Origin of the sequence: Pseudomonas lijiangensis (assembly GCF_018968705.1) — a bacterium.
GTDB classification, from domain to species: Bacteria; Pseudomonadota; Gammaproteobacteria; order Pseudomonadales; family Pseudomonadaceae; genus Aquipseudomonas; species Aquipseudomonas lijiangensis.
Genome location: NZ_CP076668.1, coordinates 2,252,849 through 2,273,261, shown reverse-complemented (window position 1 = coordinate 2,273,261; position 20,413 = coordinate 2,252,849). Strand labels below are relative to the sequence as shown.

Sequence of the window (20,413 nt, the reverse complement as noted above, 5' to 3'; positions counted from 1 at the left end):
AAGCATGGCAGCAGGCGGCTCAGGCCAAAGGCAGCGCTCATGCGGCGGTAGGCGGCGGGGCAATATCATGGTTGACATGGAATCAGCTCACCATCGAAAGAGTACGAACCTAGAGTCGCCACGCGGGTTCGTTTCAAATGGTGAGGATACTAATACACGATAGATGTATTAATTATGACTATATTTTACTGATCCTGTTTTGTCTCGTTGAATGCCCATGCCTTTGCGATACGCAGGGAACCATGATTTTTCAAAGTTCACGAGCAGATTGTACGAGCACCAATGGACCGGCCGCTGAACGTGGAGCAACCATCGTACGGTTCTATACAAGGATCGGCGTGAGTGCTGCTGCGAAAATTGGGCTGCGATGTGCAGACAGCTTCAGCAATTCCCAAGACTCGGGTTGATTACGACCTTGTCGTCACCGACTTTGATCTTGATCGCGCCGCGACCGGTGCCGACAGTATTGCTATCTGCGCGAACTGCAAGGCCGTCGGATACCCTCAATTGTGATTACCGGCCATGAGTTGCAATACGTACAACAATCCCTCAACGATCCGGATATCCCGATTCTGCCCAAGCCCGAGCGTCCTGCAGAACTTCGCTCATTACTGCTGAGTTTCAAAATGGATCAGATGCAAGACGTCGTGTGTGGGACGCCTGCATTGAACTGATACCGGATTGCCGCTTGGACCTGCCAGAACCAGGACTCAGTCCGCGAAGGTTCAAAAGTCCCGCTCAAATCGTCATGAATGTCATTTCTTCGTCATAAAAACGCGCTAGGTTGGCTGAAAATTAGAACGTTCTAATTTCCACGATCACTGATTTTCAAGCTCTGGCAACCCAGCATGAATGGAATTAATCTCATGATGAACGTCAACACGCGCCGCGCCTTCTTGCTGCAATCATGCGTCATGACAGCCAGCGTCGCGTTTGCCTCTTCGCCGGCGTCTACCCTTCCTCTCCCCACCGAGGACGACAGCGAAAAACCTTACGACGTTAATCGTAAATTCTATGAAGACGGTACAGCGCGACCGTTCGCCGGCAACACCATTATCAGTCAGATACCGTTGCGCACACCTCTGAACGAGGCGCTCACCGTCGTCAGGAATACCTTGGCCAATTACGAGTTCAGTCAATGCTTGAGCCTGCTGCCGCCTTCCAGCTATCACATGACTGTCTTTGAAGGTGTTATTGACGAAAAACGCAAGGCACCGTTCTGGCCAAGTGAAGTCCCCAGCAATGCGCCCATCCAAGCCTGCACACAATATTTCACTGCGCGGTTGAAGAATTTCTTTATTGAAGAGAATTTCCAGATACAGATGCACATCGATGACTTCAATGTTTACAAGGACAGCGGTGCAACAGTGCGGTTGGTCCCTGCCAATAGCCACGAGACTCAAAAACTTAATGATGTGCGAGATCGGTTAGCCAACTGCCTGGGGATTCGCTCACCCCATCATGATGATTATGGATTTCACATCACGCTGGGCTATCTCGTGAAGTGGATGAACGCTCAACAAATCCAAGACTACGAGCTCGTTCAACAAAGTTGCAGGGCTTATCTGAAGAAAACATTAAGTGTTCTGACGTTGGAGAGCCCTCGCTTTTGTACCTTTAACGATATGTTGGCTTTTGACGACAAGTTCGCCATCGGCCAGCGTCCTGTAACGCTTTGACAGCGTCTACCCAAGCCTTTACAGCGAGCCTGTCCATGTCATCGTTTAGCGTACGTCGGCGCCCAAGCCCGGATTATTATCTAGAGCCTCTGATGCCTAACGCGATTGCCGTTCGGGCCACAGGCTGTTCAATCAAACTGCCCGCGATTTCCATGCCTGGACACCTGGGCAGGGACACTCTGTTGTGTCTGTTTCTGGCGATCGGTGTCCACGGGTTGGTGGCTTGGCTCATGATACAAAGCCCCGCCGACATTCCAACCACCCCACCACCCGCGCCCGTGGTGATGCAATGGGTAGCACCTCCCGTCGCGCCCCCAATGAGCTCATCCGCGCCAACAGAACCTGCGGCAGCTACCCCTGCCCCCCAGAGTCCAAAGCCCGTTGAAACGCCTGCACCTCAAAAACCAAAACCTAAACCGGCACCCACGCAAGCACCGAAAAAAATCGCGATAGCGAACAAAACGCCGTCCCCCGCACAACCGACCGAGCAACCCGTTAAAGAGTCGGCGCAACCACCACAGACGGTCCCGGGCAAGCCTCCCGCCTCCGCCACTGAACCGGCGCTGGTGGGCCCCTACGGACGCGCGGGTTACCTGAACAACCCGCCACCGACGTATCCGCCCGTTGCTGCCCGCTTACGCCAGCAAGGCGTGGTGGTGCTGAGGGTACACGTCCGGGCGGACGGTCGCCCGGAGGAGGTTCAGGTATTCACTTCGAGCGGATTCGACAGCCTGGACCAGGCCGCTATCAAAGCCGTCAACCAGTGGACATTTATGCCCGCCAAGCGTGGAGAAGTCGCCACGGATGGCTGGGTCAACGTTCCTCTCTCCTTCAAACTCTCAAACTGAGGTTACTTATGAATAACGCCTACGCAACGCTCATCGCTCAGGTGTCTCTGGGAATCCTGTTATTTTTTTCTATCGTCACGTGGGCACTGCTCCTGCTCAAAGGCCTGAACCAGTGGCGACAAAGTCGCAAGAGTCGAGAATACATAAATGCTTTCAAAACCGCAGAAAGCCTTGAAGCGGCTCTAGACGTGGCGCAGAACGGAAGTGCCGCAGCGCGACTGGGGGCAACTGGCGCGCAAGTGCTGACCACCCGACAAGGCATTACGGAGCTGGGCCACCCCTGGAATCGCCAAGACTTGCTGGAGCGTAATCTGCATCAGCTGATCGTCGATGAACGACGAGCAATGGAAAGTGGCCTGGGTTGGTTGGCTAGCATTGGCAGCACCGCACCTTTTATCGGCTTGTTCGGCACTGTGTTTGGCATCATCCATGCGCTGAGCGCAATCAGCACGGCCAAGTCCGCGAGTATCGCGGTCGTCGCCGGCCCTATCGGTGAAGCACTGATTGCCACCGGCGTGGGTATCGCCGTCGCGGTTCCCGCCGTACTTGCTTACAACTTCTTCATGCGCCGGGTGAAACTGCTGGTTGCCGATCTGGATAAGTTTGCGGTCGAGTTCCTCAACCTGTCCCAGGTCCATGCATTTCAAGTGCAACGTCCGACCGCCGTACCGCGCAGCAAAGAAAACAGCGTATTGAGCGGGGTCATGTGAAATGGCATTTTCAAGCAATCAAAGTGACGATGTCATCAGTGACATCAACATCACGCCGCTGGTGGACGTCATGCTCGTCTTGCTGGTGGCATTTATAGTAACCGCCCCTTTGCTGACCAATGCCATCGCCTTGAACCTGCCTGAAACTGCAGCCACCGGGGAGGCAACACAACAACACTCAGTTGCCGTCAGTGTGGACGCGAAGGGTCAAGTGTTTCTGGACACCAATGTCCTGTCGATAGACCAACTACCTGCCGCATTACAAACCCTGCATCAACAGGAACCTGATACGGCAATTACATTACGAGCGGACCGCAGCGCTGAATATGGAAAAGTTGCGCAAGTTCTTGCTGAAGTTCGCAATGCGGGTATCACTCAGTTATCCGTGATTACAGAAACACCCTAACTCCAACATCCACGCCTGCATTTCATCGCGCCCTGCTGCCTGAAAGGACATGAGTTACATGAACTTCAAACCGATGCTCAATTGGCAACGGCTAACCGCCGCTTGCCTGAAAATCGCCCTGACCCTGCCTCTGCTTCCCCTTGGCCAGGCAAAAGCCGAAGAGGCCGATGTGCAGCAGGACACTGGTGCGACATCAATAACGCTGGGGACGGTCTCAGTCATGGGCCAAGGAGAAACGCGACAGGTTCAACGAGTTACAGAGCAGGACACGAAGGCCTATGCGCCTGGGAGCAACCCCATGAAAGTCCTGCAGCGCTTGCCAGGTGTCAACTTCCAGTCGAGCGACCCGCTGGGCCGGGAGTTGGGCAGCCAGCGTATCAGCCTGCGTGGCTTCGACATGCATCATCTTGGTTACACGCTGGATGGTGTGACGCTGGGGGACATGAGTTTCGGTAACTTCAATGGCCTGACGATTAACCGCGCAATCATTCCGGAAAACATCGTCAGTACTGAAGTGGCCGAAGGTACGGGAGCGTTAGGTACCTCTTCGACCAGCGATCTGGGCGGAACTCTGCAGTTCAAAAGCGCCAATCCGGATCAGACCCCAGGCCTCCGTCTGTCGCAAACCTTTGGCAGTTACGACACCACCCGTACCTTTTTGCGAGCCGATACAGGTCAGTACCAAGGGCTCGCCGCCTACGTTGCAGCCGAGAACTACGATGCCCAGACCTGGAAAGGCGACAGCCCACAACGCTCGCACGCCTTGAACGCCAAAGTCACTTATGATTTTGGCGATAACCACTTGAGCTTCTTTCACAGCCAATCGGAATACAAAGAATCGACAATTCCATCGCTTTCACGAAGCCAGATCGACCGACTCGGCTACAACTGGACCAACTATTCACCCGACTGGCAACGCGCAGTGAACGCTGCCAATGGAATATTCAGCGGCGGCGTAAACAGCGTCAGCGATGCTGTATATAACTCAAGCAACATCCGTAACGACGAACTCGACGTTCTCAGTGGCACGTTCGCCTTGAGTGATGCTCTGGTACTTGATACCACCGTTTATCATCATCACAACTCGGGGGCCGGCAACTCCTATTATCCGTTCGTCTTCAACAACGGGTCGACTACAGTCCCAAGCAACTCGATTCGCAGCACCTTTTACGGCATTGACCGCACGGGTTTTCAAAGCTCATTGTCCTACTACGTCGCAGACCACGTGTTCCAGGCTGGCATGTGGGTACAGTCCAACAAGAATTCCGCAGATCGTTACCTGTTCGATACAACCGGTACAGCGCCGCAAAGCGGCATTGTCGAGGTCAGCGGTTTGCCCCGGGCGGCAACGATCCAGGCCCAGGATTACAACGACCTCACTCGCCAGTTCTATATTCGTGATACCTGGACGCTGCTGGATAACCGCCTCAAGCTTGAATACGGTGCCAAACACGTCGTTACCACCTCAACAGCCAAAGGCTCGGGCACCTCAGCCAGCGGTTCACTCGAAGCCCGTAACAACTTTCTTCCGCAGATCGGCGCCACTTACAAAATTGACGAGCAAAACGAAGTTTTCGCATCCTACGCAGAGAATATGGCGGCGTTTCCCAGTGGCACCTCAAGCCCGCTGTTCACCAGCCAGACCACACTGGATGCACTTAACGGCTTCAAGGACCTGAAACCGGAAACTTCAAAAACCGTTGAGTTGGGGATGCGCCACAGCACCCCGCTTTATGCAGCTTCGGCAGCGCTTTACGGAACACGCTTCGATAACCGTTTACTGGCCATCGCTAACTGTACCGGGATTGTGATTTGCCAGAACGGCGTGGCCAACGTGGGATCGGTCAGCAGCCGTGGCCTGGAATTGGCACTGACGCTGACTCCAGATCCCCATTGGCGCTGGTCCAACACCATGACCTATAACCGCAGTGTTTATGAAGACAATTACACCAGTAACGGCGCTCAGGTTGCGGTCAAGGGCAAAGATGTCATCGACGCCCCCCGCTGGATGCTTTCCAGCAGCCTTGATTGGCAATGGGATCGCTGGAACGCCGGGGTGCAAACCAACTACATGGACAAGCGCTATTACACCTACACGAACGACTCGAGCGTCGATGCATACTGGGTGACCAACGCCAGCATGGGCTACGACTTCGGCAAGTTCGGGGATTTGAAGGAGACAACGCTGTCGCTCAATCTCGTCAATCTGTTTGACCGTCGTTACATCTCGACCATAAACACCGACTCCAGCGCAGCAAGTGACCCGTCAGGCAACCTGCAAATTTTAAAGGTCGGCTCGCCGCGTAGCGCCTTCGTCACATTGAGTACACGCCTATGAGGTAGTCTGCGTGCAGGCGCTTATTGCACAGAAAACAGGTTCCAGCCAGAATCGCCGCCAAGGCCTCTACTGGCTGGGCTGTTGAACTCACGCTCGCGGCATGGGGCGTGTACGGAGAGTTATGCGAAGTGAAGTAAAAAGAATCACCATTCGGGATGTCGCCGATGCCGCCGGGGTTAGTTTTCAGACAGTTTCCCTGGTCATCAACCACCCTGAAAAAGTTGCAAAGAAGACCCTCGCCAAGGTCCAGGGTGTGATTCGTGAACTGAACTTCGTACCCAGTGTGGCGGCGCGCTCGCTGCGCAACATTCCGACAAAAACGGTGGCCTGTATCTTTTTCGGCGAGCGCAGCCCCTATGACAACCGCTCCGGACAGAATCAAGACACCTACTGGAGCAACGTTGTACAGTCGCTGGGATTAGCTGCAGACCAGGTGGGTTATTCACTCCTGCAACGCAAGCCCTCAGCCCTCCAGGCACCGGCCCTCGAAGAAATCCTGGGGCTCTACCGTTCCGGGAGTATCGTCGGTGTCATTGCAGTCACCGAACAGCCTGATAACCCCGTATTGTCAGCACTCAGAAAACATGATGTCCCCATCATTCTGTTCGGGACGATGGATCCAGACTTTACTTATGTTGCTCAAGCCAACCGAATCGCTACAGCACAGATAGTTGATCATCTTTACAGCGGTGGTTGCCGTCATATCGCATTTATCGCCGGGGAACGAAATGGGCACACCAATCAGGATATCGAAGAGCGCTACCTTGGTTATCTCGAAGGGTTAAAAAAGTATAATTTATCGTTGGACAATGGCTGGAAGATTGCAGGTGACTGGTCAATGGCCAGTGGAATGCAAGTGGCCCAATACCTCTGTGCACTTGATCGACGCCCCGATGCAATGATTTTTGCCAGCGATCGAATGGCGCTAGGCGCCCTGAAGGGGTTGTACGATGCTGGACTGAAAGTTCCCGACGATGTTTGTGTCGTTGGCTTCGACAACATGCAATATGATGAATTCAGCATTCCTACCTTGACCAGTGTTGACTCCCCGCTATTTGATATGGCGACAACCGCCATACATCTTTTACTTAAAAAGCTTGAAGGGTCAGCGCTCGATGAGCTGCCCCCTGTCATCTTCTCAACTAATCTCGTGGTCAGAGACAGCACGCGACGTAAACTTACCTGATCCCTTTGGCACTCAGGCTGTTGCCGCTGATGCAGAATTGCCGCCCGCCTTCCCAAGCAGGGCAACACCGGCAGACGTATCACAGCGCCTGGTAGATCACTGAGCCCGCTACCATTGAGAATAGTCATCGAGCTAATGCGAGATTGGAATACGGATCGTTGCGAACTGACTGTGACCGCGGTATTCCAGCTGGTATTCCAAATAAATGTACAGACTCAAATTTATAATTTAAATCAAATTTCGGCAGGGTTTCGACAGTCCATGGCATGGATCGCTTGGCACGTATCCTTCTTCTCATGTATCAGCCAGGATCTGCAACGCGGCAATGCAGGCCTGACTGTTGTCGAGCACAGCTTCGTTATCAAAAAATGCATAGGCCACGACGAGGCCGTGTTCGAAGCGTCATCAATTCGATAGCACACCTGTGCTATCGAAAAGCATCAGCCGCTCGATTACTGTCTTCCTTTCAGTACACCTCAAAGCGCGTACTGCCGAGTCACAGCGGTGTTCTGACGCTTTGCAACTTTGCAACCTAGAAGATTTCAGGCAATGGACATTCAAACGCAATCCTCTTACGACGCCAGTCTGCGCGATCACCAGGCGGAAGCCGAGCTTGAGGCTTACTTCCACAAGCACCGCAAAACGGGCATCGTGCTGCAACGGATTTATCCACCCACCGCATTTCCCCGCGTGCGCAGTCGGCTCGGCGGCCTGCCGCAATTGCCACAGGCTTTTGAATGGCCACTGGGTGTCAGTTATGGCGAGTCCACGCCCATGCATTTTCTTGCTCAGATCGACTGCGCAGAATTGCCCCTTATCGAATCGTCTATGCCAACACAGGGGATGTTGTTCTTTTTTGCTGTAAATGAAGAAGAACAGATCTGGGATACCGACGCCCCGCAGGAACGTGTCCGGGTGCTGTATGCGCCACATGTGCCAGAGGACCAGCCCGAACGCCAGGCACCGGAACAGCTGCGCCCGATTCTAGGCGTGCTCGCAACGCACAGCCCCTTTACGGGACCGGGCTGGCTGCTACCCGGTGAAAGTGGTCCATGCCTGCACGTTCAATGGCCACTGGTTGCGCGGCGGATGGAAACCTGGCCAGACATCGACAGTTTGCCGACGCCGCAGAACGGCTCGATGCCAGACTTCGCGGCCTACCTGCAGCGCTGGTCCGAGCTGAGTCTGGGAGCCGCAGTGGCTGCGACAGGCCTAATGCCTGACGCCGACGCTGGTTTCCAATGGAAGCCGCCGCTGTCCGCATCGCTGCGCTATCAACTGGATTTCCCACAGGTCGGCATCATGATAGATCGCCTGGCGCGCATTGTAGGCAATGAGCGAAGCAAGCAAACACGGCAGTTTGTAGCTGACGAGGATGTGTTGCGCTGGGTGGATCACGCTGCGCTGCTCGGCTGGGATAATGTTCCCGATGAAGCCACGAGGGAGGCATTCAGAAACTGGCTCATTGAACAGATCGGCGATGAAGGCTCCACGTTGCACGAGCGAATAATGGGCCGTGTCTTACGCAAAGGGCTGCTGGCGACTGTCGCGTACGCCGCTGGCTCACCTGAGGCCGCCGGGTTGATCCCACTGAGGCTATACCGCGACCTGGAAGGCGAGCACTTGCCCTATGAGGAAAGCCTGCGCCAGCATCCCGATGGGCGCAAGCACTGTGCCAGGGCCAGGGTTCATCAGTTGCTGGGACATGTTCCGCTGTTGCAGGGCACCATGCCTGATATCGAGGGGGAGCCAGTATGCCTGCTTCAGCTCGCCTGGGACCCGGCCATCAACCTCAATTTCGGGGATTGCGGCCAAGCGACTTTCTGGATCGCCAAGGAAGACCTGGCGGTCCGGAACTTTGATCGCGTAGCAGCAGTGGTTGAATCACATTGAGGCTATCTTCAGGCTTTCTGTCACGGTATGAGCAAGGACTGAAACTTCGCTAACTTCCAGTTGGCCGGTGTATGGAACACCCGTTCGAAATCAACGCGGCGAGACAACAGATAAAGCCTCTAAGTTATGCCGCATGCGCCCTGCTCCTTTTATGTGCAGTGTCGATAGAAGCACAGAAACGCTGCCCGGTGGGGGCTCAAGCGGGGAGTATGCAATGCTTGCCCGATGAGCCTCTGAGAGGCGCGCCCCCTTCCCGCCCAACCGGTGGATGGCTAAAAACCTGGGGGGATTGCGCGCTCTGAGGCGACCGGAGAAGTGGGAACTGCCGCCAATGAGCAGTTGCTGAGTGCCCCGATAGAACTCACGGGCGGCGAGCATATCGGGGGAGATGGGCGAAACCGCCATGTCTGAAGCCAGCAAAGCCATTTCCAGCATGACCGAGCGAGCGCCCTGGGTGTCGATCAGTACCAGATCAAAGTCATCGGCAAACGCCGACATCAGATTTTTCAGTCGCAGACGCCCATCAGCCGCATGCAACAACAGGTTGCTAAGCTGGTTGAAAGGGTCGTTGGAGAGGATCAGAGACAGGTTGGGGATGCAGGTGCGGCTGACGATCTGCTCGAAGCGTGTTTCGTTGTGAGCGATGAACTCGTAGATGCCGCCGGGAGCCTCATGATCGAGACGATAGAACGACGACAACGAAGGCTGAGTGTCGAGATCAATAAGCAGGGTACGGAGATTGGCATCGGCGCAGAACGCGCCCAGATTGGCGGTGACCGTGGTTTTTCCAGGGCCGCCCTTGGTTGAAACGATGGATACGATTCTCATGATGCACGCCTCTAAATCGATTGATTAAGAGACGGCGCCGGATCGTCAAAATAGGGAGTGCGACCTTGTTTCCAGATGTAAAAAAACAAGGTCTTGCACTGTTTCACTTCTGAAAGCCCAATGACGTATTCGCTGTCATTGGTTCGCGCTTTCAGCAGAAACTACGCAAGACCTTGATTTACATCGCTAAATTCTGGCTCCACGACCTGGACTCGAACCAGGGACCCAGTGATTAACAGTCACTTGCTCTACCAACTGAGCTATCGCGGAATGAGCGCTATCTTACTCATTAAAATAGGTAAGTCAAGCATCGTCTTGAAAAAATATTGAGCATAAACAGGCATTTGCAGACGCAGGGTTTCGTCGTGGGTTTGCTGTGGCGTAGTGTGTTCGCTTGCCCCTGCAACGCTGATAACAGAAAGGAGAACGAGATGACCCAGGCTAACCGTCTTGAAACGCTGTTCCCTGCCGCTGACGACATTCCCGAGCAGTACCGTACAGGCCCGGCCATCGAGCAGCGGGAATATCTGGTGAATGGTGTCCTGCAATCATGGCAAGGGCCGTTGGCTCCGGTACGCAGTCCGGTTTGCCTGAGAACTGAAACCGGGCTTGAGTCGGTGATTCTGGGCAGTACGCCGTTGCTGGATGCAGAAACGGCCATGACGGCACTGGATGCTGCGGTTCAGGCTTATGACCGCGGTCAGGGTCGCTGGCCGACGATGCGTGTGGTGGAGCGCATTCAGCATGTCGAGTCGTTTCTCAAGCGCATGCGCGAGCAGCGTCGGGCGGTGGTGAATCTGCTGATGTGGGAAATCGGCAAGAATCTCAAGGACTCGGAAAAGGAGTTCGATCGCACCTGCGATTACATCGTCGACACTATCAATGCACTGAAGGAGCTGGACCGCCGTTCCAGCCGTTTCGAGCTGGAGCAGGACACCCTTGGCCAGATCCGTCGCGTACCGCTTGGCGTGACGCTGTGCATGGGGCCTTACAACTATCCGCTGAACGAAACCTTCACCACCCTCATTCCGGCGCTGATCATGGGCAATACCGTGGTCTTCAAGCCTGCCAAGTTTGGCGTGCTGCTGATTCGTCCGCTGCTTGAGGCCTTCCGTGACAGCTTCCCGGCCGGCGTCATCAATGTGATCTACGGACGCGGCAGGGAAACGGTCAGTGCCTTGATGGCGACCGGCAAGATCGACGTCTTTGCCTTTATCGGCACCAACAAGGCTGCCAGCGATCTGAAAAAGCTGCACCCGCGCCCTCACCGCCTTCGCGCCGCGCTGGGGCTGGATGCGAAAAACCCCGGTATCGTGCTGCCCGACGTGGATCTGGATAACGCCGTCAACGAGTCGGTAACCGGCTCACTGTCTTTCAACGGTCAACGCTGTACCGCCTTGAAGATCCTCTTCGTGCATGAAGATGTCGTGGAGGGTTTTCTGGAGAAATTCCAGCAGAAACTGGCGCAGTTGAAGCCCGGTATGCCTTGGGAACCTGGCGTTTCGCTCACGCCATTGCCAGAGCCGGGCAAGACCGACTATCTGCAAGGTCTCGTCGCCGATGCCACCGGCAAGGGCGCACGGGTAGTCAATGAAGGTGGCGCGGAAGTCAGCGAGACGTTCTTCTACCCTGCCCTGCTGTACCCCGTAACGCCGGACATGCGTGTCTACCACGAAGAGCAGTTCGGGCCAGTCGTGCCGGTCGTCGTCTACAAGGACCTGCAGAGCGTGATCGACTACGTGCTTGACTCCGACTTCGGTCAGCAGTTGAGCATCTTCGGCAATGACTCGACCCAGGTCGGTCGACTGGTGGATGCCTTTGCCAACCAGGTCGGCCGGATCAATATCAACGCTCAGTGTCAGCGCGGTCCTGACCAGTACCCCTTCAACGGTCGCAAGAACTCCGCCGAGGGTACTCTGTCGGTTCACGATGCCTTGCGTGTGTTTTCGATCCGTACGCTGGTGGCGACCAAATTCCAGGACAGCAACAAGACGCTGATCAGCGACATCATCCGCAACCGGGAATCCAGCTTCCTGACCACCGACTACATCTTCTAGGTGCCGGAATCAGGGGCGCAGCAACAAGGCTGCGCTCCTGACAATAAGTGGCAGAAAGACATAAATCGCATTTGATAATGATTATCGAAAACAGGTAGCATGCTCGCTTTCGGGTAGGACATGTCGCACCTTCCCACGGGATATGAGCACCAACCCCAGTGGATTCGTCCGCCAGCAAACTTGACCTCTATATGGCGCATCGCTCAGCCTTGGTGGACTATGCCGCGCCCATCGTAGGTTGCCGTGCTCGCGCCGAAGATGTGGTTCAGGAAGCCTGGTTGCGTTTCAATGGTCGGCCCAATCAAGACACCACCATCGACCACCCGGTCGGCTATCTGTATCGCATCGTACGCAATCTGGCCCTGGATCTGACGCGCAGCATCGCCACCGAAAAGCGCCAACCCGACGGCGACACCCTGCTGGCAGAACTGCCGGCCACTACCGCCTCCCCCGAACAGGAAGCGGTCAGCCATGACGAACTGCAACAAGTCTCGGATGCGCTGGCGCAATTGCCGGAACGAACCCGCATGGCTTTCGAGATGCATCGCCTCGGCGGCTACACCCTGCAACAGATCGCCACAGCGCTGGGCATCTCGGTGGGGCTGACGCATCAACTGGTACATGATGCCTTGAGTCATTGCGCAGCCTGGCTGGAGCGAGGCAATGGCTGAGCCCCATTCAAAGAATTTTCAGGAAAATCTGAAAAAAAATGCGGGCCAAACGTCTTTTGCAGAAGGGAGCCATAGTGTGCGACCCTCCCACGCCTTTTATACCGCTGGAGCCTTGCCGGACATGCCGCAAGCCGAACCTCGCCAAGCTCGTCTGGATATTGCCCTGGATTGGCTGATGCGTGTCCGTGAGGCACCCGACGATGCCGGCTTGCAGACTGAACTTCAGGACTGGCTGCAGGCCGCACCGGAAAATGCCGAAGCCTTGCTCAAGGCCGAGCGCGTCTGGAGCCTGACCGGCCAGCTTGCTCCGGCTACGGCCCATAAATGGCCGCCGATTCCGCCTGTAGCGGCAGCTACTGCACCACCAGCTCATCTCGCCGCCCGCCCAAGACGCCGACGCACCTTGAGCTGGGCCGTTGGCGGAGCGCTGGCCGCCTGTCTGGTGGCTGCCGTGGCTCCGAGCCTGAACACGGCCTTGCAGGCTGACTTCCAGACTGCCAGCGAACGACGTGAAATCCAGTTGCCGGACGGTAGCCGTGCCGTGCTCGACAGCAACAGCGCCATTGCCTTTGAATTCACGGCCACCCGCCGCGATATTCGCCTGCTAGATGGGCAAGCCTTCTTCGAGGTCAAACCCGATCGCAGCAAGCCCTTCAATGTACGGGCACACGACCTTGACGTGACCGTGACCGGCACAGCCTTCAATGTCGACCTGGAAAAGAAGAACATCGAAGTGGGCGTGCAGCACGGATCGGTAAAAGTCACCGAACATGGCTCGAACCGGATCCTCAATCCAGGCCTGACCGCAGGCCAGCAACTGGACTTCAACCGCAGCAACGGCCAGATAAAACTGATAACCCTGCCTGCCAACCGCATCGCCACCTGGCGCAACGGCCAGCTCATCGCAGACAACGCCCGTATGGCCGAAGTGGTCGACGAACTGCGCCGCTACCTGCCCGGCACCCTCTGGATAAAAGACCTGCAACTGGCCGATAAACGCATTACCGGCGTTTATGACACCAGCAACCCCGAAGCCGCCTTGCGTGCAATGGCGCAACCTCATGGGGCGAAGGTCGAAGGCTGGGGGCCTTGGGTGCTGGTGATTTCGCGGTAGGTTTGAAACGAACTACCGCTTTACTGACTGATCCGGTAATGAAACGTATTTTTCACCCCCGAAACCGTCACTGCCTTTCCCTCCACAATTCGCGGCTGATACCGGAAGGTTTCGGCCGCAGTCATTGATGGCCTGATAAACAGTGGATGACAGGTCCCCTGGACCTGTGGATTGACCACCCGCCCTTGAGGTGAAACGTCGTAGATGACGGTGCAGTCGCCTTCGATCCCTTTGTCCAACGCGCGCTGGGGATAGTCGGGAGCTTCCTTGCTCAGAGGCTGGTATTGGCTGCTGTCGGCGGCGGCCGCCGTTTGTTGTTGGACCTGGCGGGCGCGTTCGGCGGTTTGTCTGGCCTGTTCGGCCTGGCGTTGTTGCTCGGCCTGTTGCTGCTGCGCCACACGCTGCTGCTCGATCTCCTGAGCCCGCTGGCGCTGCTCGCGCTTTTGCTCTTCGACACGCTTGCGCGCCAGTGCGGCCTGTTCGAGCTGGCGAGCCTGGCGTTGAGTATCCACCTGTGGCCGGGGCGCCTCGATGGGTTTGGCGACGACAGGCGCTGGCTCGACCACAGGCTCAATGACAGGTGCGGGAGCAATCATCGCAGGTGCTGGTGCGGGTGGCAGGATGAACAGTTGAGTCGTCATGGTTCTGACCGGTTCGGGTGGTTTTTCCTGAAGGCTCCAGCCGAACAGCAATGCGCCCAGTACCGCGCCATGCAGGCCAAAAGCAATGGCGGCCGCCAGTCCGTTCTTGCGTAGCGTGTTCCAGTCCATGGCCCTGGAGCCACGAGACTCGAGTTCCAGTGTCATGGTGTTCATTGCGGGGCCTCTGTCACCAGTCCCAGATGAGTCACGCCGTTGCGCTGCAAGGCAGCCATGGCGGCGACCACACGCCCGTAATCGGCCTTGTCGTCAGCGCGGATGAACACCTGGGTGTCGGCGCGCTCGGCCACCAGACTGGCGATGCGCTCCTGCATGTCTTCCAGGCTGGCCGCGGTATCGGTCTGCGCATGGGTGTCGACGTTTTCCCCGAGGTTCCAGTAGTAACCGCCCTCGGCCTTGACCGACAGAGTCACGATGCGCTGCTTGGTGTCGGTGGGCAGCGCTTCGCTGGCGACTTTCGGCAGTTCGATCTTAACGCCCTGAGTCAGCATCGGCGCCGTCACCATGAAAATCACCAGCAGCACCAGCATGACGTCGATATAGGGCACGACGTTCATTTCGGCTTTCGGGCCATGTTTGCGTTGGGGTTTGACCAGCATGGAAAGTCCCTCAGGCCGCAGCGGCCATGTTGCGAGTCAGGCCTTGCAAGGTCCGGTTCAGACGCACCTGCAATTCGTTGCCGAAGCTGTAGTAACGGGAGGCAAGCGTCTGGCCACGTGCAGCAAAGCGGTTGTAGGCAATGACGGCTGGGATGGCTGCGAACAGGCCGATGGCGGTTGCAATCAAGGCTTCGGCGATTCCGGGCGCAACCGTGGACAACGTGGCCTGCTGCACCTGAGACAGGCCAATAAACGCATTCATGATGCCCCAGACCGTACCGAACAGGCCGATATACGGGCTGACCGAACCCACCGTGGCAAGAAACTGCAGCCCCTTTTCCAGCTGCAGTTCCTGCTCGCTGATCGCCACCTGAAGCGAGCGCTCGACGCCGGACAATACGGCATCAGGCTCGATGCCCGGGCGATGCCTGAGCTGTTGATACTCGGCATATCCTGCCTGGAAAATCCGCTGAATGCCGTTGGCCTGTTCACGAGCCTCAGAGGCCTCGTTATGCAGCAGAGTCAGTTCAGGTTCGTGACGAAAGCGCTGCTGAAAAGCATCCAGAGAGTGTTCGTCGTGCCGCAATGCGAGGCTGCGTTGAATGATCAGATACCAACTGGTCAGCGAAGCCATAAACAAGGTCAGCATCACAGCCTTGACCAGTATGCTGGCGTTGCTGATCAGGCCCCAGATCGTCATGTGTTCCAGCGTGGCGTGCATTTTGGAATTCCTTGTATGCGGCACCTTGCGCTCAAGGCCGGTGCCGGTATCAATCGATTGTTTATCACTGCTTGATGACAAACGGCTTACGGCAGAGCGAGGGTCTTCACGACATCGGCCCAAGGCACGAACTTGAAGTTCTGTGCCTGTTCGGGCATACGCTTTCGTCCGTCCTGAACCACCAGCATGCCTTTGCTCCATGGCCCGCCGAGGTTGGCCGAAGTCACTTCCAGACCGTCCGTCTCGGAAGTCCCGTCGATGCCGAGCCGGGCATTGAGGCCCACACGAAATGCACCGCGCAGCGCATAAGGTGCTTCGGCATCCACCACCACATAGCTGTCATTGCCCTGGCTGGAGATCACCAGATAGTCATGCTGCTCGCTCTGATACAGCGCCAGCCCCTCGACATCGGCATGCACCACATCGCCGACCTTGATCACACTGGAAAGCGTTGCCGGTTGATCCGCCCGGGCATCCACCGCCCAGACACCCACGTCTTCCTCGCCGAGGAACAGCCGCTGGCGCTGATCGTCGGCCACGCAACCTTCCGGCTGGCTGTCCACCTTGAAGCTGCGCACCAGTTCTCCCCTCGCCTTGCCATCAGGCGCGCTGATCCGGTACTGCAGGAAACTGCCGTCCTTGTCATTGGCAAAGGCATAAATCTCGCCACTGGCCGGCTGGAACAGACAGATGCCGTAGATCTGCGCCAGCGGCGTGGGAATTTCGCCCGCCTCGCGAAGCACTCCGCTGCTGCGATCAATGCTGAACAGACTCAGGCTGTTGCGATCACGATTGCTGGCCACCGCCAGATCGACCTTCTGTTTGCCCAGCATGAAACCTGGCCGTACATCGACGTTGTTCAGGCGTCCGACATCAAGTTCCTGAAGCTGCTTGCCCTTGAGGTCATAAACCAGCAGCCCCTGCTTCTTGTTGGTGCCCAGTACGCGACTTTGCGCCGGATTTTTCGGGTGAATCCAGATGGCAGGATCGTCAGCCGCATCGCCCTGACGTGCCACGGGCTCGCTTTGGGCGACAGCCGCCACGCCGGGCAATGGCGCAGCCAGCGCGACCGGTTTCGGTTTCCAGCTCAGTTCGCCTTCAAACAGGCGGTCGCCGTCATTATCGTTGAGCAGCAACTGCAGGCCATTGCGGTTTTCATGAACCGACAGGCCCTCGGGCTTTTTCAGGTTCATCAGCGACAGCTCGGCCACCGATGACCAGCTCTCGCCATCCTTCTGCTGCTGATAGAGGTGCAAGGCCTTGCCCTTGGGATCGAGCGCCAGCAAGCCGCCGGGAACGACCGCCATGGCACCTGCCGCCTGTCTGACCGTGCCAAAGGGCTCGCGCAAGGCAACCGGCGTGCGCGCCACATAGGCCTCGGGATGCGCCGGGTAAGCCCACCAGCCGATGTTCTGTTCATTGACGAACAAGCGATTGGCCCCATCGTCAACCTGGCAGAACTCAGCGTTGGGCGGCAGCGGCAAATTGCGCACCAGACGCGGCGTTTCATCAAGGTTATCGCCGCTGCCTACCAGCCATTGCTCACCCCTGCCCTCTTCACCCACCAGAAACAGAAACAGATGGCTGGCGTCATCGCGATACAGGCACAAGCCGGTGACCGCGTAATCCCGAGCCGGCAGGTAAACCGGTTTTGACCACTGATTGCTGACAGGATCAATGCGGCTCAACATCGGTTGCTGGCGCAGATTGTCCAGTGTCGCCACCCATGCCGTCTCTCCCGCCTGACGACTGTCCAGGGCCTGATAAGAGCCTGGCATCCGGGCCAGTTGGTGACCCTTTTCATCAAGCAACAACAGACCGGTCTTGACACTGGCCGCCAGGCGCTTCGTCCCGTCACTGCCGGGCAGAAAGCCCACGGAGTGCGCCTTGAACGGTTCGCTTTCGGCCCAGCGCGCAATGTTCATCTCGGGAGTTGGCGCAGCTTGTGCGGCGGCGCTCATCAGGCCGATCAAAAGCGACAGGCAACCCGTTTTACGTGGCAACAAAATCTTCATGAACACTTGAATCCTTGAACAGGGTTATCCGGCAGCGCGGATCAGAAATGAGTGAACGTCAGGCCGATCTTGTAGGTCGGGCCGTACTCTTCGTACTGACTGTTGAGGGAGTGATGGCCGGCGTAGACGAAGTACGGCTGATCGGTGAGGTTCTGCGCCTCGAAGCTGACTTTCAGGTTCTTGGTCAGGGAGTAACGAGCGCTGAAATCGATGAAGGTCTGGCCATCGACGTACAGGTCATGATCCTTGTCGCCAATGGACGCAAGCTCATAGAGATAGGCCGACTTGTAGTTGGCCGACAGACGCAGGCTGAGCTTGTCGTTTTCCCAGCCCAGCATCAGGTTGCCAACCGTGTCGGACTGACTCGGCAGATCAATATCACGCTTGCGATTGGTGCCCGTGCTCTGGTCGAAGCCCTTGATGCTGGCATCCGAGCGGCTGAACGTGGCGTTGGCCCCCAGCAGCAAGCCATTCCAGGGTGCAGGCAGCCAGTCGAATTTCTGCGAGTAAGCCAGTTCAAGGCCATACAGCTTGGCCTTGTCGCCGTTGGCATAGGTGTTGGCCTCGGAAAAATTCGCCCACTGGCCCGTACCTGCAAGATCGGTGTTGTAAACGAAATTCTGGATGTTTTTGTAGAACACAAGGGCCGAAACCGTACCGGCACGCCCCATGAAGTGCTCGATGCCCAGATCCAGGTTGCTGGACTCCAGCGGTTTCAGGTCCGGATTACCAAAACTGGCTTCGTCATCGTCGATCACAAAACCCGGTGCCAGCTGGCCGAAGGTCGGACGCACCACGCTTTTGGTCCAGGCCGCACGCACCTGTGTGTTCTTGTCGATCTGATAGCGGGCATGCAGGCCCGGCAGCCAGTGGTGATAATCGCGGCGAGTTTGGGTCGACTCGAATGCGCCGTCGCGCACGCCAGTGCCTTTGGCGTCCATTTCGGTGCCTTCGTAGCGAAGGCCGGCAATGAAGCGCCACTTGTCGACATCGATGGTGTTCATGAAGTAGCCGGCATTGATGTCTTCACTGATGGTGAAGTCATTGGCCCTCGACTCCGACTCATCGTAGAAGTCCGCCGCGTTCAACCCGCCCAGCAAGTTCTTGATGGAACTGGCGCTGATGCCATTGCCGAAATTGCCCAGCCGGTAATCGATGGTGCCCTTCTGGAATTGCGTCAGATTCAGATCGCTGGAGGTCAGACCCAGCGTATCGAAGTCCTCGTATTTCCAGACTTCCAGATCATTGGTCTTGTCACGTCGGCTGACCTTGCCACCGAACTTGAACTGCGAGGCATAGCCTTTGAAATCGTAATCGCGGGCCAGATCCAGACGCAGATTCTTTTCCTTGTCTTTAGTGTTCTGCTTTTCCCAGTCCACTTTGTCGAGGGTGAAGTTCGAAGCGTCGTAAAACCCGGAGCCGACAATCGGGCGCGGCTTTTCGCTGTCGTAGAAACCGGTATTGGCAAAGTCATTGTTGCCCACGAAAGTGGCACCTGCGATATGGCCCGGGCTGTCTTCACTGGACTCGCTGTAACCGGCCTGACCGCTGACCGTCCACAGGTCGTACATGCGCTCACCGCCGAACACAAAGGATTTGATCTCCTGGGTTTCGGTACGGGCCTTGAGCTTGCGGGTTCCCTCGGCATCGCCCAGCGTACCGGCGGCCTGTGCATTGTCGAATTCGAAGCCATTGGTGGTGCGGACTTCATCGTCCTTGAAGCGGCTGTACAGGGTCCGCAGATAAAAGCTGCTGACATCGTCCGGCTTGTAATCGAAGTTCAGACCACCGCCTGCTCGCTCGCGGCTGATGTCGTAGTTGCGCTGCTCGAATTTCTGCAGGCTCTGGCCATCCCAGGCACCGCCCGTTTCGACGTTGTCGGAGCCAAAATCGCGCTTCTGCCAACTGAGGGCTGCCGCGACACCGAAGTTGTCTATGCCATCGCCCAGGCTGAAGCGGTTACTGGCCGCACCAGAGAACTTGGGGCTGGTCTGGCCGCTGTTCTTGTCATAACTGGCTTCGCTGCTGCCGGTATAGAACAGGCCCTTGTGATCGAAAGCCGAAAGGCTCTCGACATCCACGGTGCCGCCCAAGGAGTTGGCATCCATGTCCGGCGTCAGGGTCTTGATCACCGACAGCGACTGCACCAGCTCCGAAGGCAGCACATCCAGTGCCACAGCCCGACGACCGCTTTCCGGCGCAGGCACCAGCGTGCCGTTGATGGTGACGCTGTTCAGGTCGGGAGCCAGGCCACGCACGGTGACAAAACGGCCTTCGCCCTGATCGCGTTCAACACTGATCCCCGGCAGGCGCTGCACCGCTTCGGCGACGTTCTGGTCCGGTAACTGGGCCACGCCATCGGCATGCACCACACTCTTGATGCTGTCCGAAGAGCGCTGCTCCTTGAGCGCCTGGTCGATACTTGCCGCCTGTCCCACGACCTGGACATGCTCGGTGGCATCGACCTCGGCAGCCTGAAGCCGCTCGTTGGCAATCGCCAGGGCCAGTGCGCTGAGTGTGTAGCCGACCAGTTGTGCCCTGCTGCGGCGCTTGTACATGTCTGTCCTCTCCAGGCTTCACGATGGGCCAGGCAAATGACCCGGCAACTGGAGGCGCAAGCTAGAGTCGAGGCGTGACGATTCCGTGACAGGAAATGCCGGAAAGCCCTGAAATCGAGGGTATTGGAGGG

General features: G+C 56.9%; 16 protein-coding genes, 1 tRNA gene and 1 pseudogene. 11 read left to right on the top strand and 7 right to left on the bottom strand.

Annotated elements, in window-relative coordinates:
- Positions 1 to 342: 342 nt before the first annotated feature.
- The 8 genes and pseudogenes from KQP88_RS09925 to KQP88_RS09890 form a co-directional block, all read left to right on the top strand.
- Positions 343 to 674, top strand: a pseudogene (locus KQP88_RS09925) (hybrid sensor histidine kinase/response regulator); the annotation flags it as partial.
- A 192-nt stretch (positions 675 to 866) separates the two neighbouring features.
- Positions 867 to 1,679 carry a DUF1868 domain-containing protein gene (locus tag KQP88_RS09920; protein WP_092194263.1) on the top strand — a complete coding sequence of 271 codons (813 nt, stop codon included), beginning with the start codon at positions 867 to 869 and terminating at the stop codon, positions 1,677 to 1,679.
- Positions 1,680 to 1,714: 35 nt separating this feature from the next.
- A complete protein-coding gene (locus tag KQP88_RS09915; RefSeq protein WP_322973082.1) occupies positions 1,715 to 2,527 on the top strand; it encodes an energy transducer TonB in 813 nt (270 codons plus the stop codon).
- A gap of 8 nt (positions 2,528 to 2,535) precedes the next feature.
- Entirely contained in the window at positions 2,536 to 3,237 is a 702-nt protein-coding gene (locus tag KQP88_RS09910) for a MotA/TolQ/ExbB proton channel family protein (RefSeq protein ID WP_200993020.1), read from the top strand.
- 1 nt (position 3,238) lies between these two features.
- Positions 3,239 to 3,643, top strand: coding sequence for an ExbD/TolR family protein (locus KQP88_RS09905; RefSeq protein ID WP_200993021.1), 405 nt, complete (start codon positions 3,239 to 3,241; stop codon positions 3,641 to 3,643).
- Positions 3,644 to 3,701: 58 nt separating this feature from the next.
- A complete protein-coding gene (locus KQP88_RS09900) occupies positions 3,702 to 5,981 on the top strand; it encodes a TonB-dependent receptor family protein (RefSeq protein ID WP_216705534.1) in 2,280 nt (759 codons plus the stop codon).
- Between the two features lie 121 nt (positions 5,982 to 6,102).
- Positions 6,103 to 7,167, top strand: coding sequence for a LacI family DNA-binding transcriptional regulator (locus KQP88_RS09895; RefSeq protein WP_216705533.1), 1,065 nt, complete (start codon positions 6,103 to 6,105; stop codon positions 7,165 to 7,167).
- A gap of 549 nt (positions 7,168 to 7,716) precedes the next feature.
- A complete protein-coding gene (locus KQP88_RS09890; protein WP_216705532.1) occupies positions 7,717 to 9,060 on the top strand; it encodes a DUF1963 domain-containing protein in 1,344 nt (447 codons plus the stop codon).
- A gap of 90 nt (positions 9,061 to 9,150) precedes the next feature.
- Here KQP88_RS09890 and KQP88_RS09885 read toward each other — a convergent pair whose 3' ends face one another.
- Together KQP88_RS09885 and KQP88_RS09880 are read right to left on the bottom strand one after the other, a co-directional pair.
- A complete protein-coding gene (locus KQP88_RS09885) occupies positions 9,151 to 9,888 on the bottom strand; it encodes a ParA family protein (protein ID WP_253950572.1) in 738 nt (245 codons plus the stop codon).
- Between the two features lie 194 nt (positions 9,889 to 10,082).
- A tRNA-Asn gene (locus KQP88_RS09880) sits at positions 10,083 to 10,158 on the bottom strand.
- Between the two features lie 161 nt (positions 10,159 to 10,319).
- On the opposite strand from KQP88_RS09880, the gene KQP88_RS09875 reads away from it, so the two are divergent.
- From KQP88_RS09875 to KQP88_RS09865, 3 genes are all read left to right on the top strand, one after another.
- Complete coding sequence (locus tag KQP88_RS09875) at positions 10,320 to 11,945, top strand: NADP-dependent glyceraldehyde-3-phosphate dehydrogenase (RefSeq protein WP_216705531.1); 1,626 nt, start codon at positions 10,320 to 10,322, stop codon at positions 11,943 to 11,945.
- Positions 11,946 to 12,136: 191 nt separating this feature from the next.
- The gene (locus KQP88_RS09870) at positions 12,137 to 12,616 is read left to right on the top strand and encodes a sigma-70 family RNA polymerase sigma factor (protein WP_198725959.1); all 480 of its coding nucleotides are present in this window, start codon (positions 12,137 to 12,139) and stop codon (positions 12,614 to 12,616) included.
- Between the two features lie 76 nt (positions 12,617 to 12,692).
- Complete coding sequence (locus KQP88_RS09865) at positions 12,693 to 13,730, top strand: FecR family protein (RefSeq protein ID WP_253950571.1); 1,038 nt, start codon at positions 12,693 to 12,695, stop codon at positions 13,728 to 13,730.
- 20 nt (positions 13,731 to 13,750) lie between these two features.
- On the opposite strand, the gene KQP88_RS09860 is transcribed toward KQP88_RS09865, so the two are convergent.
- From KQP88_RS09860 to KQP88_RS09840, 5 genes are all read right to left on the bottom strand, one after another.
- On the bottom strand, positions 13,751 to 14,545 hold the full coding sequence (locus KQP88_RS09860; RefSeq protein ID WP_216705530.1) for an energy transducer TonB: 795 nt from the start codon (positions 14,543 to 14,545) through the stop codon (positions 13,751 to 13,753).
- Positions 14,542 to 14,988 (bottom strand): protein TolR, encoded by a 447-nt coding sequence (gene tolR, locus KQP88_RS09855; RefSeq protein WP_216705529.1) that lies wholly within the window; start codon positions 14,986 to 14,988, stop codon positions 14,542 to 14,544. The genes KQP88_RS09860 and tolR overlap by 4 nt, the downstream gene beginning before the upstream one ends.
- Before the next feature lie 10 nt (positions 14,989 to 14,998).
- A complete protein-coding gene (tolQ, locus tag KQP88_RS09850) occupies positions 14,999 to 15,709 on the bottom strand; it encodes a protein TolQ (protein WP_216705528.1) in 711 nt (236 codons plus the stop codon).
- An 86-nt stretch (positions 15,710 to 15,795) separates the two neighbouring features.
- Positions 15,796 to 17,724, bottom strand: a complete 1,929-nt coding sequence (locus KQP88_RS09845; protein ID WP_200993032.1) for a phytase — start codon at positions 17,722 to 17,724, stop codon at positions 15,796 to 15,798.
- 41 nt (positions 17,725 to 17,765) lie between these two features.
- A complete protein-coding gene (locus tag KQP88_RS09840) occupies positions 17,766 to 20,282 on the bottom strand; it encodes a TonB-dependent receptor (RefSeq protein WP_216705527.1) in 2,517 nt (838 codons plus the stop codon).
- Positions 20,283 to 20,413 lie beyond the last annotated feature (131 nt).